Here is a 14962-nt window from a genome sequence, read left to right on the forward strand (position 1 = left end):
GATTAACAGGAAAATAATGTACATTCAAATTGTTATTAAAAATGATGTGGGAGTTTGTTTTTATCAAATTTTAGATGTTTTTAATAAGTTAAATATGAGAATTGTTAAAACTATTTCTAAAGAAAACACTTTACAAATAGAATTTGAAAATGTTCACTTTAAAGTTTTTTCTGAGTTAATGAAAGCATTACGAGAAATTGAATTGATATCTGATGTTAAAACAGTCAGTTTTTTGTATGATAGTCTGCATGAGGATAGTAACAACCTCTTATATAAAATTATTAATGAAAATATTATTTCTTTAAATCACAAATACCAAATTATCAACTTGTCTAATTTAGCAATTAAAACTCTTAAACTCAATGCGAAAAATCAAAAAACAAATTTTATTGGAGAATCAATTTTAGATTTTATTCCTGGGTACTCGGACAGTTTAAAAAAAACAAATAAAACATTATTAGAGTTGAATAATCATAAATATATAGCTAAAACATATCCATTAAAAGAAAAAGACATGGTTAATAACCATAAGGGTTATATTTTAAAATTGGAAGCATATGATAAAAAAATTTTAAAAAGAAAATTTGAAGCAATTTTTTTCGAAGATTTAATCGGAGAATCAAAATTATTTTTAAATACAATCGAGGTTTTAAAAAATTATGCGAATGTGAATGAACCTTTATTTCTTTATGGAGAAACAGGAACTGGAAAAGAAATTTTGGCTAGGTGCAGTCATAATTATTCAGAACGAAAAAATTTCCCTTTTATAGTTATAAGTTGCGCAAGTATTCCAGATTATTGTTTAGAAACTGAATTATTTGGGATAAAAGTTCTTTCGTCAGGTCGAGTATCTCGCGGAATTTTTGAATTAGCAAATGGTGGTACTGTATTTTTTGATAATGCTTCAGAAATGTCTTCGACTTTTCAAACAAAATTACTTAGATTATTAGAAACTAAAACTTTTAGAAGAGTGGGTAGTGAAGAGGAAATTAAAGTAGATGTTAAGATTATTTGTTCTGCACAAATGAAATTAAAAACATTAATGAATCAAGGACTTTTTAGAAAAGATCTCTATTATCGATTAAATGCTCTTTCAATTGATATACCACCATTAAGATATAGAAAAAATGATATTACTTTATTCTGTAAATATTTTTTTAAAGAATATTCTCATAAACAAACTTATGAAGCTTTTATTAACAAATATCCTCAATTTGAAAAAGAAGTCTTGCAAAATTTTTGGTATGGTAATATAAGAGAATTAAAAAATTATTTATTGAACAAAATTTTTGATGTAAATACTAGCAACACTTTTTATGTAGATGAAATTGACAGTCAACAAAGTCTTCTAAATCAGTTAGAGTATGAAAAAAGAAGTTTAGATGTGATAATGAAAAACTATGAAGCTAAGATTTTTGAAAGTCTTTATAAAAATTATCCATCAACTCGTAAACTAGCAAAAAGATTAGGTATTTCACATACAGCAGTTGCGAACAAATTAAAAGAATATGTTATTAAATTAAATTAAAATATGGAATTGAATATGATAGTAAAACCTAAAGTCAGAGGATTTATTTCAACAACAGCTCACCCTAAAGGTTGTGCTAAAAATGTTGAAAAACAGATATCTTTTGTAAAAAACAATCCTAAAAAGATTAATCAAGCACCCAAAAATGTTTTAATTATTGGTTCATCAACGGGTTATGGTCTTGCAACGAGAATAGTATCTGCGTTTGGCAGTGGCTCTTCAACTATAGGTGTTTGTTTTGAGAAAGAAGCAACGGATAAAAAGACTGCCACTGCTGGGCTATACAATACTGTTGCTTTTGAAGATGCTGCGAATGCTGAAGGATTATATGCTAAAACAATCAATGCAGATGCATTTTCTGATGAAACTAAGGAAACAGTTATTGACTTGATTAAAAAAGATTTGGGTAAAATTGACTGTGTAATATATTCTCTTGCATCTCCAGTGAGAAAGATGCCAGAATCAGGAGAGTTGATCAAGTCAACTCTTAAGCCTATTGGCAAACCATATATTGCTACAGCTGTTGATACAAATAAGGATCAATTGTTTGAAGCAAAAATTGAGCCGGCTACACAACAAGAAATTGATAATACAGTAACAGTAATGGGCGGTGATGATTGGTCTAGATGGATACATGCTCTACAAAATGCTGATGTTTTATCAAAAGGTTGCTTAACATTAGCTTACTCATATATTGGTGGAAATATAACATGGCCAATATATTGGGAAGGGACTATTGGTCAAGCAAAGAAAGATTTAACTTCAACAGCTAAAAAATTAAATAAATTTTTGGAAGAGAAGCTTTCGGGGCATGCACATGTTGCTGTTTTGAAAAGTGTTGTTACGCAAGCTAGTGCAGCTATCCCTGTAATGCCTTTATACTTGTCAATGGTTTTCAAAAAAATGAAACAAGAAGGAATTCATGAAGGGTGTATTGAACAAATTTTTAGAATGTTTGAAAGTAAACTATTTAAATTAGAAAATCAGTTCGAATTAGATAATGATGATCAGGTTAGACTTGATGACTGGGAATTGAGAGAAGACGTCCAAAACTTCTGTAAACTACTTTGGCCAAATTTAACTAATGATAATTTATTTGATGAAACAGATTATCAATACTACAAAGATGAATTTATGAAACTTTTCGGTTTTAACTTTGATGAAGTAAATTACGATGAAGATACTGATATAAAGGTAAATATTTCCGAAATTTAAAGAGTAAGAACACTGATTTTATAAATTAAATTCTAAAGAGGTTAATTAAAAATACCTCTTTATTTTATTGGGTTATGTCAAATGTAATATAAAAACATGCACCTTGTAATTGTGAAGTTTTAATATTTATTTGCCCATTGTAACTTAAGACAATATCATGACACACAGATAGTCCAATACCTTGGCCAGGATTTAGCCTATCAGCTCTAACGCCTCTTTGAAAAATTGCTTCACGATGCTCCTTATTAACGCCAGGACCATCATCTTCTACAGTGATTTTAAATTTATTATCGGTTCTCTCAGCCGTTATCATAATATGCTTATTGGCAAACTTAAAAGCATTTTCAATTAAATTCCCCATTAACTCCATTAAATCCATTTGAGAAATTGGTAAAGTGAATGTATTCGATAGTTCTAAGGATATTTTTATATTTTTATGGTTGTGTATTTTTTCAAGAGTTTTTGTTATTGATAAAAGAACTGGGTAAAGTTTTGTATATTCCGTTTGTAAGCTTTTTTGTCCTAGTCTAGCCTTTCTTAATTGATATGAAATTAATTCATCAATTTGACTGAGTTGTTCTAATAGTTTTTTATTTAACTCAGATTGTTTATTTCCACTGGTCATATCTGATTCAATAATTGCATACATTGCCGCAAGCCTTGTTTTCAAACTATGAGCTAAATCATCTAATGCATTTGTATAATTTTTTTGTCTAGAAGAATTAATTTCAATTAATGTATTGATCGTTTTTGTTAACTCTAATAAATCAGCTGGATAAGATGAACTTAGTTTTTTTATTTTTGAATCAAATAGAAGTTGCAGTTCATCAGTAATTTTTCTAATTGGAATAAAGCTCCAATAATTAGAGAGCAATAAAAAGATAGTTGCTACAATTAAAAAAACAATTAAAAGAGCAAAAACTTCTCTTTGATTATGAAGTTGTGCCTTTTGATAATTGGCTGCATCTGTATAGAAAACAGCATAGTTTTCGGTAAGGATTTTGTTATTTATTTTTCTTTTAAATTGGTAGCCCAACGCAATAATAGTGTGGTCTTTAATTTTTAAAAGAACTCCACTCGGTTGATTCAATTTCAATTTATTCAAGTAAAAGTTATCACATAACTCATAAATAGTGCCTGTAGAAAACTTTTTATCGGCATGATTATCTATACAAATTATTCTTTTTATTGATTTTAATGGTTTTATCTTATTTGTTTCAACCACATCTTCTAAAGAGTCATAATATTTACCATCAATTACTTTTTGTAAAAAAATAGGAGTTTGGTTTCTTAAAGAGTCAATAAAACTTTTTACTAACAGAGTATTATAGAGTTTATTTAAGATTAAAAACATCATTAATATAGATATAATTAAAATGATGAATGATGTTACAAATGAGCGATTAATAAGTTTAGGACGGTATGATTTTTTTAAACTAAAAATCAAAGCGATTTGCTTAACAGTTTTTTTTATCATAAAGCTTAAGTTGTTTGTAGATTAAACATATAACCTTGTCCACGAATTGTTTCAATGGGGTTTGATATACCAGCTGTAGTTAATTTTTTTCGTAATCTACTAACCATCACCTCAATAGTATTAGGATCTCCTGACTGGTCTTGATAAATAAGATCTAATATTTCGAATTTTGATTTCACTTGACATGAATGTCTCACTAAAAATTCTAAAATATCATATTCGAATGCAGTTAATTCAATTTCTTCTTCAAAAATAAATAATTTTTTTTGCAAAAGATTCAGCTCCATGTTTTCAGCATGTATTGTTGATTGAGCTATTCTATTATGTCTTCTTATGAGCGCATTCATTCTGGCTATAAGCTCTTCTTTTTGAAATGGCTTGACCAAATAATCATCTGCTCCAGCATCTAGTGCTCTAACTTTTTCTTCCCAATTTGATCTTGCAGTTAAAATTAAGATCGGTATTGATATTTTTAGAGATCTGACTTTTGTGACCAGTTCAACTCCATCCATATCAGGAAGACCAAGATCTATAATAGCAATATCGCATGGATGATCTTTCAAGAAGTAAATACCTTCTTCAGCCGTTTTAGCACTCAAGACATTATGTCCATCAGAGTTTAGTTGGACTTTTAAGTGATGATTTAAGATAACATCATCTTCAATTATTAAAATTTTATACATTTTGGGTTTATCTTTTTATACACACTTAAATTATGCATGAATTTGATGAAAATGTGCAGGAATTTAAAAAAAGCATTCAGTTTATATTAAGCTCTGAATGCTTTAAAAGCTATGAACGGAGTTTTAATTGTTTAAATGTTCTTGAGCATATGCATTAAACTCTGTATAACCACCAATAGGCTTTTCATCAATAAAAATTTGAGGAACAGTTTCAACTGGTTTACCTACCGATTTTTCTAAATCTGCTTTAGAAATACCTTCGGCATGGATGTCAACGTAACGAAAGTTAAAATCATCACGTTTTGATTTCAAGTCCTCAGCTAAATCTTTTGCTTTAACACAGAAAGGACAACCAGGCCTTCCAAAAATTACTACAAACATTTATATACCTTATTTTCAACAAAAAAATTATTATATCTTAAATAATAACTAACATAAAACTTTTATTGCTAATCCACCTTTTGATGTTTCTCTATATTTTTCATTCATATCTTTACCGGTTTCAAACATTGTTTCAATGACCTTATCTAAACAAACTAAAGGAGTAGACTTTCTTCTCATAGCCATGCGAGATGAATTAATTGCCTTAACAGCACCTATTCCGTTTCTTTCAATACAAGGAACTTGTACTTGACCTCCAACTGGATCGCAAGTCAATCCTAAATGATGCTCCATCGCTATTTCAGCAGCGATACAAATTTGCTCAGGAGTTCCCCCTAATAAAGCTGTAAGTCCTGCAGCTGCCATTGAACAAGCAACTCCCACTTCTCCTTGACAACCCACTTCGGCTCCTGAAATTGATGCATTTAGTTTGTATAAGCCTCCTATTACGGTCGTGGTTAAAAAGAAAATTTTCAATTTATTTGAATCAATTGGATTGATAAATTTTTCGTAGTATTTCAGAACGCTAGGCACAATTCCACAAGCACCGTTTGTAGGTGCCGTAACAACTCTACCTCCAGAAGCATTTTCCTCATTAACAGCAAAGGCATATAAGTTAACCCAATCCAAAATATCCATTGGATCATGAACTACCTTTTGGGAACTTAGGTCATTAAATAAATCTGGAGCTCTTCTTTTCAGTTTGAGAGGTCCTGGAAGCGTATCTTTATTTTTTAGGCCATTAGCTATACATTCTTGCATAGTTTCCCATATTCTGTTGATGTAGTTATCTATATCTTGCTCAGACTTAAATGCTAATTCGTTTTCATTGGCAATTTCATATATATTTTTATTATTTTCTTTACATAGCATGAGGAGCTGTGATGCTGAAGTGAATGAATATGGCTCAATTTTTTTTGAAGGAGTAGGGTTATTGAAATCCTGTTCACTAACAATAAAACCTCCTCCAATGGAGTAATATGTGTTTTCATATATAGTTTTATTTTGATATTGAGCTCGGAACGTTAAACCATTTTCGTGTAGAGATAAATTTTTAAAATGAAAAATTAAATTTTCATCTGGATTGAAATTAAAGTTGAAATCGTAATCATTCAATTTAAATTTAATCTTTTTGTTTTTTTTAATTGAATTTAAAATAAGCTTCTTTTGTGCCATTGTTATTGTATCAGGATCATAACCATGAAGACCAAGTATTATCGCTTTATCTGTATGGTGTCCTTTACCTGTAAAAGATAGAGAACCATAGATATCTACATATATTGAACTTACATCTTTGGGATTTATACGCGAAAGCTCATTTAAAAATTGCTTTGCAGCTTTCATTGGTCCTATGGTATGTGAACTTGAGGGTCCAATACCAATTTTAAAAATATCATAAACACTTATCATAACGATGTCCTTTTTTCGTAGCTCCTGAAGTTCAACATAGTTTTTTATGATAATGGAAATTAGAGTAAGTTCAAAATAAAAAATTGATTTTAGTTTTCATTTTTGAGGAGCTAAGCAAATTTTGTGTGTACATATTAGTATAGCTGAAAATATGGTTTTTTCTAAGCTGAATAAGTTCCCTGTGCGAACTAAAATCATTGCTTATAGTGATTCACACAAACTTTTGATTTTAATTATGTAGGGTCCTACTCTGAACTGTTCGATGAAATCCGTTTAGATAGATCATGCAATAACACTGCAGTAAGTCCCCAAATGAAATAGTTTTTAAATTTGATAGCTAAAGTATTTTTTATTTTATTTTTGTATAAAAAGGAAAATTTTTTATAATTTTCAAAATTTAGAAATATTTTAAAAGGAATTTCCACAATATTTTGTACTTCGCTTTTATTAATTATAAATTTCGGAGTTGTGTTAAGAAAAGCTATATATGGGTATACTTCGTATCCACTAAGTGTGTATGTTTTACTTAGTTTAGATATAACTTGTTTTCGAGGTATTATCAATCCAATTTCTTCCTCAGTTTCTCTGGTTGCAGTTTCTATTAAACTATTGTCAAGTGCATCATACCTTCCGCCAGGGAAAGAAATTTCATTTTTATGTCTACTGAGGCCCTTAGCTCTTTGCGTAAGAATAATAGTTTTATTCACTAGATTAAGTATAATTAATACGGATGATTTATGAACTTCCTTATTAAATATAACTTGATCATTAACATTATCTTGTGATTTTTGTAATACTATCAGAGATAAAAGATTTTGTTCAATATAACTTAGTTTCATCACTTTCTAAAACCGATAAAATTTTACTCAATTTATCAAAACTTTCTTGATACTCATTTTCCAAAACACTATCAAAAACTATCCCTCCACCAGCCCAGACATATATCATATTATTTTTACTTAATAACGTTCTAATACAAATATTTGTATCCATTTGACCACAGGCACTAAAGTAACCAATGCTCCCACAATAAATATCTCTAAAATTTTCTTCAAGCTCATTTATTATTTCCATAGACTTTCTTTTTGGAGCACCCGTTATTGATCCACCAGGAAAAATACTTTTGAGTAAATCAAAATGATCATATTGATGGCGTAGATTTGCTTGTATAGTACTTACCAGGTGATGCACTGCATTAAAAGATTCGATTTTAAAAAGTTTGGAAACTTTCACAGTTCCTGGTTGTGCTAATATGCCTAAATCATTCCTCATTAAATCGACAATCATTAAATTTTCAGATCTGTCTTTTTCTGAGCGCTGGAGTTTGATTTTATTTAAATTATCAATTACTGGATCAGATGATCTAGGCTGTGTTCCTTTAATAGGCTTTGTTTCAATGCGCCTATTTGCATACAACTTTGTGAATCTTTCTGGTGACAAAGATAATATACTATAATCTTCTAATCTTATAAAACTTGAAAAGGGTGCTTTATTTTGTTGATCAAGTTTGAGATATGCACTCCAAGTGTCCCCTTCAAATTTAGATGAAAATCTATGAGTTAAATTAACTTGGTAACAATTTCCCTGATTAAGGTGATCCTTAATTTTTTCAAATTGTTTTTCGTAACTTGAATATGTCGTATCAGACTTCCACTTTGATAATAATTTAAATTTATTTTTTGAAACTGTTAAGTGATTTCTTAGCCAAGTTAATCTTTTGGAGACATCCCATTCAACAAGAGTACATTTTTGTAATTTATGATCAACGATAATACACCAGTCATATATACCGATAGCAAAATTAGGTATTCTTAATTCATCATTTTGTTTTTGAGGTATATCGTGAAGTTTTAATCCTTGTTCATAACCTAGATAACCCATTGCACCTCCACAAAATGGAATATTTGGTATAGATGGAACTTTTTCAAAGCTATTTCTCATTAAATTTTGAGTTATTACCCAAGGGCATTCTGTAGAAGAGTACTTTTTTTCTTGAACAGAATCTGAGACTATAGTTTTTTCTTTGTGAATAATTTTGTAAATAGGCTCAGAAGTAAGAATATCGAAGCGGTTGGAATTTTCACACTCTGTTGTTCCCGAAGATTTAAGTAAAATACTCCATGGGATGTGTTCGAACTTTTCAAATAATTCTATAGATATATTCGTCGAATATTCTAATTCTTGTAATATAATTTTTCGTTTTCTCTGACTATGCATTTATTTTGATATATGAAAGAATAAATTATTTGTAGAATATAATAACATTTTAAAAATTTTTATAAACAATCACGATATATAAATTTAAAGTATCAGGAAGGAATTGATGACAATAATTAAAAGCAAAGATTTGATTGATAGCGTGGAAGATGCACTACAATTCATATCGTACTATCACCCTAAAGATTTTATTGATGCACTTTACCAAGCTTATTTAAATGAAGAAAGCAAGGCAGCAAAAGATGCAATGTCGCAAATATTAGTTAACTCAAAAATGTCTGCAGAGGGAAAGAGGCCTATTTGTCAAGATACAGGTATTGTGACATGTTTTGTTAAAGTAGGTATGGATGTGAGGTGGGACTCAAAACTTTCCCTACAAGAAATGATTGATGAGGGTGTTAGAAAAGCATATCTAAATCCGGATAATCCTCTTCGAGCTTCTATTGTTTCTGAACCAGCAGGTAGAAGACTTAATACAAAAGATAATACACCATCTGTAGTTCATGTTGAATTAATACCAGGTAATACAGTTACAGTTTATCTTGCTGCAAAAGGTGGTGGATCAGAAAATAAATCTAAATTGGTGATGTTAAACCCTTCGGACGACATAGTTGAAACTATAGCTGAAATTGTGCCTAAAATGGGAGCTGGTTGGTGTCCACCAGGTGTGCTCGGTATTGGTATTGGTGGTACAGCAGAGAAAGCGGCTGTGCTTGCAAAAGAGTCTTTATTAGATCATATAAATATTAATCACTTATCTAAAAAAGATGTGCTTACGGACGAGGAACAATTAAGATTAGATATTTATAATAAAGTTAACTCTTTAGGTATAGGGGCACAGGGATTAGGAGGATTGACAACTGTTTTAGATGTGAAGATTAAATCAGCACCTACCCATGCCGCATCAAAACCTTTATGTATAATTCCAAATTGTGCCGCGACACGTCATATTCACTTTACATTAGATGGTCAAGGTAAAGCATCTTTACCAAAACCCAATTTAGATGATTGGCCAGAAATATCAATGGGTAACTCTGCTGAATCAAAAAGAGTTAATTTAAATAATATAACTAAACAAGACATAGAAAGTTGGGTTTGTGGTGAAACTTTATTAATCTCCGGAAAAATTCTTACAGGTCGAGATGCAGCTCATAAACGCTTATTAAATATGTGGGAATCTGGAGAAGAGTTTCCAAAAAACATTAACTTTGAAAATAAATTTATTTATTATGTTGGTCCAGTGGATGCCGTTGGTGACGAAGTTGTTGGTCCCGCAGGACCAACAACTTCAACTAGGATGGATAAATTTACAGATTTTATGCTTGAAAAACTAAAAATTTCTGGAATGATTGGTAAAGCTGAAAGAGGTCCCAAAACTGTAGACTCCATAAAAAGAAATAAATCTGTTTATTTAATGGCTGTTGGTGGTGCCGCTTATTTGGTTTCTAAAGCAATTAAATCAGCAAAAGTTGTTGCATTTCCTGATTTAGGTATGGAAGCTATTTATGAATTTGAAGTAGAAAATATGCCAGTAACTGTTGCCGTTGATACAAATGGAGAGAATATTCACGAGAAGGGTCCAGGAATATGGAAAATAGAAATTGAAAAAATGAATCAACTTCAACAAAAAAAGATATAATTTAAACTCATTGTTGTTAGCTAAGCCATTATTACTAAAAATGGCTTAGTTCAACTTTAATCTAATACTTTCCACGAAATATTTTCATTTGCGCGAATAGGTTTTAGTATTGTATCTCCAAAGGGGAGGTGATCAGGAACCAACCAGTTCTCTTTGACTAAGGTTATTTTATCTTTATTTCTAGGAAGATTGTAAAAATCTGGCCCATTAAAACTTGCAAATGCTTCTAAATGTTGAAGAGCATTTTTTTCTTCGAAAATCTCAGCGTAAAGCTCCAGGGATGCATGAGCAGTATAAGAACCTGCTCCGCAACATGAAGATTCTTTCTTATGTTTAGCATGAGGTGCTGAGTCAGTTCCCAAGAAAAATCTCGAATCACCAGATGTTGCTGCTGTTATTAATGCATTTTGATGTATATCTCTTTTTAAAATTGGGAGACAATATAAATGAGGCTTTAAACCTCCGACTAACATATCATTTCTATTAAACATTAGGTGATGAGCAGTGATTGTGGCGGCTGTATTCTTTTTTTGAGAGAGTACATATTCTACTGCATCTTTTGTTGTAATATGTTCTAAAACTATTTTTAAATTAGGAAATTTTTTTCTAGTAGGGATTAAATGTTTATCAATAAAAGCTTTTTCACGATCGTAAATATCAATATCATTTGATGTTACTTCGCCATGTAAAAGTAGAGGAAATTTCGCTTTTTCCATAATTTCAAGAAGGGGATAAATGTTTTTTATGTTAGTAACACCTGAACTTGAGTTTGTAGTTGCACCAGCAGGGTATAATTTTACAGCAAAAACATGAGGATCTTTAATCGCTTCCTCAATATCCTTTACCGTTGTATTATCTGTCAAATATAATGTCATTAGAGGATTAAATTTATTTTCAGCATGAGCCATAATTCTTTTCTTATAATCTTGTGCCATTTTTGAATTAATTATAGGTGGGACAAGATTAGGCATAACGATAGCACGTGACATATATCGACTAATATCTTTTACTGTTTGTTCTAAAAAATCATCATCTCTTAAGTGAATATGCCAATCATCAGGTCTAGTTATTATGAGTTTGTTCATTTTTTTTTCCATCATTATAATATATTATTATTTTATAAATTGTCTAAAATGAAGTAAAGTGATTAAAAAAATATATTTTGGATAAGGAGATATTTATGGAAGAAACAATTTTTAGTAAAATTATTAAGCAAGAGTTACCAGCAGATATTATTTATCAAGATGATTTGGTAACAGCATTTCGCGACATAAATCCAAAGGCCCCAGTTCATATTCTTATTATTCCGAACAAACTGATCCCAACAATAAATGATATTGAAGATTGTGATGAATTGATGCTAGGCAGACTTTTTACAGTAGCAAAAAATATCGCAAAAAGTGAAGGAATTAGTAAAAATGGTTATAGATTAATCATGAACTGTAATCAACATGGCGGTCAAGAAGTTTATCACATTCACATGCATTTAGTTGGTGGTGAGCCATTAGGCCCAATGTTAATGAATTTATAGAGTCAAAATATTAATAAAGGAAATGAAAATGAAAAAAATTGTCTATATTGCAGCTGGTTTATTTATCCTGTCAGGTTGTAGTTCTTTAAAGAATCTTGGTCAAGATAATAATACTCAGGAAACGCAAAAGCAAAGTCAAAAAGCTCAAAACAAACCTCCTGTAAAAAGGGATTTTAATAGTGAAGCTGATAGCGCAGCAATGGATATCACTAAAAAGTTACTTTCGAGTACAACAGTTAGTAATGATCAATCTAATACTCCACTAATTTTTATAGAAGGGGTTAAAAATAATACAAATGAGTATATAAATACTAATAATGTAAAAGACATAATTAAATCTAATTTAGTTGACTCTGGGAAGTATGGATACCCTGATTCCGGGAAAATATCAGAAGTTAAGAATCAATTAGGTTTTAATGAAAATGATGATTTTGTAAATCAATCTCAAATTTTTCAATTTAGTAAAATGATCGGAGCAAATTATGTTGTTCGTTCCAATATCAATGGTAAATCGAACAATTACTTTTTATCAATGAATTTAATCGACATAAATAGTGGGGCGATTAAATGGTCAGATAAAGTTAAACTCGGTAAAAAAGGTGAATAGTGTTCATAAACTATTCTATGATTGGGCGTTTTTAAACGCTCAAGATAAAATCATCGAATATGCCTTTTTAGAAGGTGGAATGTCTTCCGAAGTTTTGTATTTTAAGACACAAAATAAACAATTGGTGTGGAAAAAATCAAATGAGGAGCTACCAAAATTAGGCCTTTCAGCTTTCAACGAATATTTTATATTAGAAAAAATTATTGATCAGAACTTTAGTCCAAAACCTATTGCAAAAGCAAAATTTGGTTACATACAAGAGTTTATAAATGGAACAATAATTGATTTAAAAGAGTTTCAAAGTTGTGCTGTTTCAATTCTATCTAGGATTCATAAAATTAAATTAAATACTTGGCATAATACTATTTCACCCATTTCAGTTATTGAGCTCTATTGGAATTCGCTTGCAGATTCTCATAAGAACACTGCAATAATAAAAAAAAAAATATTTTATTAAACTCTTTTAATGGCAACATTTTCAAGCCAACTCTTTGTCATAATGACCTGCATCCCGGTAATCTATTCAAAGTTAAAAATCAATTTAAAGTTATTGATTGGGAGTATGCCTATATTTATGATCCTTCTTATGACTTGGCTATGATGATATACCTTAATCAAATGGATATTGATGATGCAGTTAGTCAATACTGTTCTATAAATTTTCAAATTAATGAAAAGAAATGGAAAAAAGCAATTATATATTGGACACCATACTGTAAATTTATTTGCAAACTATGGGAAAAGTTGAAATAATTTTTTGATTTTTTAACTAGATCACAATTATCATATTGACGTGAATTTGTTATAATTAAGTTAGATAGAATTTTAACGGGGTTTTGATTTGATGAATATAGTTGTAGTTGGTGGTGGGGCTGGCGGCTTAGAGTTAGTAACTAAGCTAGGTAATAAATTAGGTAAAAACAAAAAAGCTAATGTAACTTTAGTTGACAGAAACACAAGCCATGTTTGGAAACCACTATTGCATGAATTGGCTACAGGTGCAATTGATGAGGGTGTTGATGCATTAAGTTATAGTAGTCATGCTAAAAATCATGGGTTTAATTTTCAACTGGGCACGCTTTGCGACGTTGATACATCATCGAAGTTTATAACACTTGCTCCCTTAATAGAAAATAGTGAAGTTATTTTGCCTGAAAGAAAAGTTGATTATGATTATTTAGTTCTTGCAATTGGCTCAACCTCTAATGATTTTAACACACCTGGCGTATCGGAAAATTGTATTTTTCTTGATTCACCTTCTCAGGCACATAAATTTAGAAGAAAGCTTTTTAACTCTTTCATGAAAATACAAGGAGATTTAATTGAATCCTCAGTAGATGTGGCTATTGTTGGTGCAGGTGCAACGGGAGTGGAATTGTCAGCTGAGCTGTATAACGTTTTACAAGAATTAAAAAGATATGGTTTTAAAGATTTAACACAGAAAAATTTAAATGTTAATTTAATTGAAGCAGGAGATAGAATTTTACCAGCGTTACCTCCAAGAATTTCATCATCTGTTCATAATGAATTATCAAAACTTGGTGTAAAAGTTAAAACAAACACCTTGATAGTCAAAGCTGATTCACAAGGTCTTTATACTAAAGATGGAGAAACTATTAGAGCAGATTTAATGGTATGGGCTGCTGGCATTAAAGGACCAGACTTCCTGAAAGAGTTTAAATGTTTTGAAATTAACCGTATTAATCAAATAGTTGTTAAGCCTACATTACAGACGACAACCAGTGACGATGTTTATGTCATAGGTGATGTAGCACAATTTACTCAAGAAAATGGAAAATTTGTTCCACCAAGAGCTCAATCAGCTCATCAAATGGCAAGTACTTGCTACAAAAATCTAATGAATAGACTTAAAAACAAACCGCAATTAAATTTTATCTATAAAGATCAGGGTTCATTAGTTTCATTGAGTCGATTCAGCACTGTAGGCAATTTAATGGGTAATTTGACAAAAGGAAGTATGATGATAGAGGGAAGAATTGCAAGAATTATGTATGTTTCTCTTTATAGAATGCATCAAAGGGCGCTCCATGGAACCTTTAAAACTCTATTAATGATGCTTGTAGGTAAAATTAATAAGGTATTAAAGCCATCTGTAAAACTACATTAATTTTTCATGAAATATACAATAGATTTGTTACTTAATAATTTGTTATCTATTGTATAAGCTTTATTAATTTCAAAGAAATAATATTTTTTACATTTTAAATTAATTTACAAATGTCTTTATCCAATAATTATAAGAGTTTTACTTGA

At 30.2% G+C, this 14962-nt stretch carries 15 protein-coding genes; 8 read left to right on the plus strand and 7 right to left on the minus strand.

All coding sequences use genetic code 11. From position 1 onward, the window contains the following. Positions 1-16 precede the first annotated feature (16 nt). On the plus strand, positions 17-1528 hold the full coding sequence (locus CF386_RS06200; protein WP_158522311.1) for a sigma 54-interacting transcriptional regulator: 1512 nt from the start codon (positions 17-19) through the stop codon (positions 1526-1528). A gap of 15 nt (positions 1529-1543) precedes the next feature. Then, the gene (gene fabV / locus CF386_RS06205; RefSeq protein WP_089073531.1) at positions 1544-2743 is read left to right on the plus strand and encodes an enoyl-ACP reductase FabV; all 1200 of its coding nucleotides are present in this window, start codon (positions 1544-1546) and stop codon (positions 2741-2743) included. A 64-nt stretch (positions 2744-2807) separates the two neighbouring features. Here fabV and CF386_RS06210 read toward each other — a convergent pair whose 3' ends face one another. From CF386_RS06210 to pabB, 6 genes are all read right to left on the minus strand, one after another. Beyond that, entirely contained in the window at positions 2808-4220 is a 1413-nt protein-coding gene (locus CF386_RS06210) for an ATP-binding protein (RefSeq protein ID WP_089073532.1), read from the minus strand. A 5-nt stretch (positions 4221-4225) separates the two neighbouring features. Beyond that, entirely contained in the window at positions 4226-4903 is a 678-nt protein-coding gene (locus tag CF386_RS06215) for a response regulator (protein ID WP_089073533.1), read from the minus strand. A gap of 123 nt (positions 4904-5026) precedes the next feature. Then, on the minus strand, positions 5027-5284 hold the full coding sequence (locus tag CF386_RS06220) for a GrxA family glutaredoxin (protein ID WP_089073534.1): 258 nt from the start codon (positions 5282-5284) through the stop codon (positions 5027-5029). A 48-nt stretch (positions 5285-5332) separates the two neighbouring features. Then, positions 5333-6694, minus strand: a complete 1362-nt coding sequence (locus CF386_RS06225) for an L-serine ammonia-lyase (RefSeq protein ID WP_089073535.1) — start codon at positions 6692-6694, stop codon at positions 5333-5335. A 245-nt stretch (positions 6695-6939) separates the two neighbouring features. Next, positions 6940-7533, minus strand: a complete 594-nt coding sequence (locus CF386_RS06230; RefSeq protein WP_089073536.1) for an NUDIX hydrolase — start codon at positions 7531-7533, stop codon at positions 6940-6942. Further along, positions 7514-8911 (minus strand): aminodeoxychorismate synthase component I, encoded by a 1398-nt coding sequence (gene pabB / locus CF386_RS06235; protein WP_089073537.1) that lies wholly within the window; start codon positions 8909-8911, stop codon positions 7514-7516. The genes CF386_RS06230 and pabB overlap by 20 nt, the downstream gene beginning before the upstream one ends. A gap of 106 nt (positions 8912-9017) precedes the next feature. On the opposite strand from pabB, the gene CF386_RS06240 reads away from it, so the two are divergent. Then, on the plus strand, positions 9018-10550 hold the full coding sequence (locus CF386_RS06240; RefSeq protein WP_089073538.1) for a fumarate hydratase: 1533 nt from the start codon (positions 9018-9020) through the stop codon (positions 10548-10550). Positions 10551-10606: 56 nt separating this feature from the next. Here the strand turns inward: CF386_RS06240 and pyrC are convergent, their stop codons facing one another. Continuing rightward, on the minus strand, positions 10607-11635 hold the full coding sequence (gene pyrC / locus CF386_RS06245) for a dihydroorotase (RefSeq protein ID WP_089073539.1): 1029 nt from the start codon (positions 11633-11635) through the stop codon (positions 10607-10609). Between the two features lie 95 nt (positions 11636-11730). Here pyrC and CF386_RS06250 point away from each other — a divergent pair, with 95 nt between their 5' ends. The 5 genes from CF386_RS06250 to CF386_RS06270 all read left to right on the plus strand — a co-directional run bounded on the left by CF386_RS06250 (position 11731) and on the right by CF386_RS06270 (position 14816). After that, entirely contained in the window at positions 11731-12081 is a 351-nt protein-coding gene (locus CF386_RS06250) for an HIT domain-containing protein (RefSeq protein WP_089073540.1), read from the plus strand. A 28-nt stretch (positions 12082-12109) separates the two neighbouring features. After that, entirely contained in the window at positions 12110-12688 is a 579-nt protein-coding gene (locus tag CF386_RS06255) for a hypothetical protein (protein ID WP_158522312.1), read from the plus strand. Beyond that, positions 12681-13145, plus strand: coding sequence for a protein kinase family protein (locus tag CF386_RS06260; RefSeq protein WP_089073542.1), 465 nt, complete (start codon positions 12681-12683; stop codon positions 13143-13145). Before CF386_RS06255 ends, CF386_RS06260 begins: the two co-directional genes overlap by 8 nt. A 17-nt stretch (positions 13146-13162) precedes the next feature. Beyond that, the gene (locus tag CF386_RS13665) at positions 13163-13441 is read left to right on the plus strand and encodes a phosphotransferase (RefSeq protein ID WP_225971751.1); all 279 of its coding nucleotides are present in this window, start codon (positions 13163-13165) and stop codon (positions 13439-13441) included. A gap of 88 nt (positions 13442-13529) precedes the next feature. Continuing rightward, complete coding sequence (locus tag CF386_RS06270; protein WP_089073544.1) at positions 13530-14816, plus strand: NAD(P)/FAD-dependent oxidoreductase; 1287 nt, start codon at positions 13530-13532, stop codon at positions 14814-14816. Positions 14817-14962: the final 146 nt, after the last annotated feature.

The organism is Paraphotobacterium marinum (assembly GCF_002216855.1).
Classification (GTDB): Bacteria; Pseudomonadota; Gammaproteobacteria; order Enterobacterales; family Vibrionaceae; genus Paraphotobacterium; species Paraphotobacterium marinum.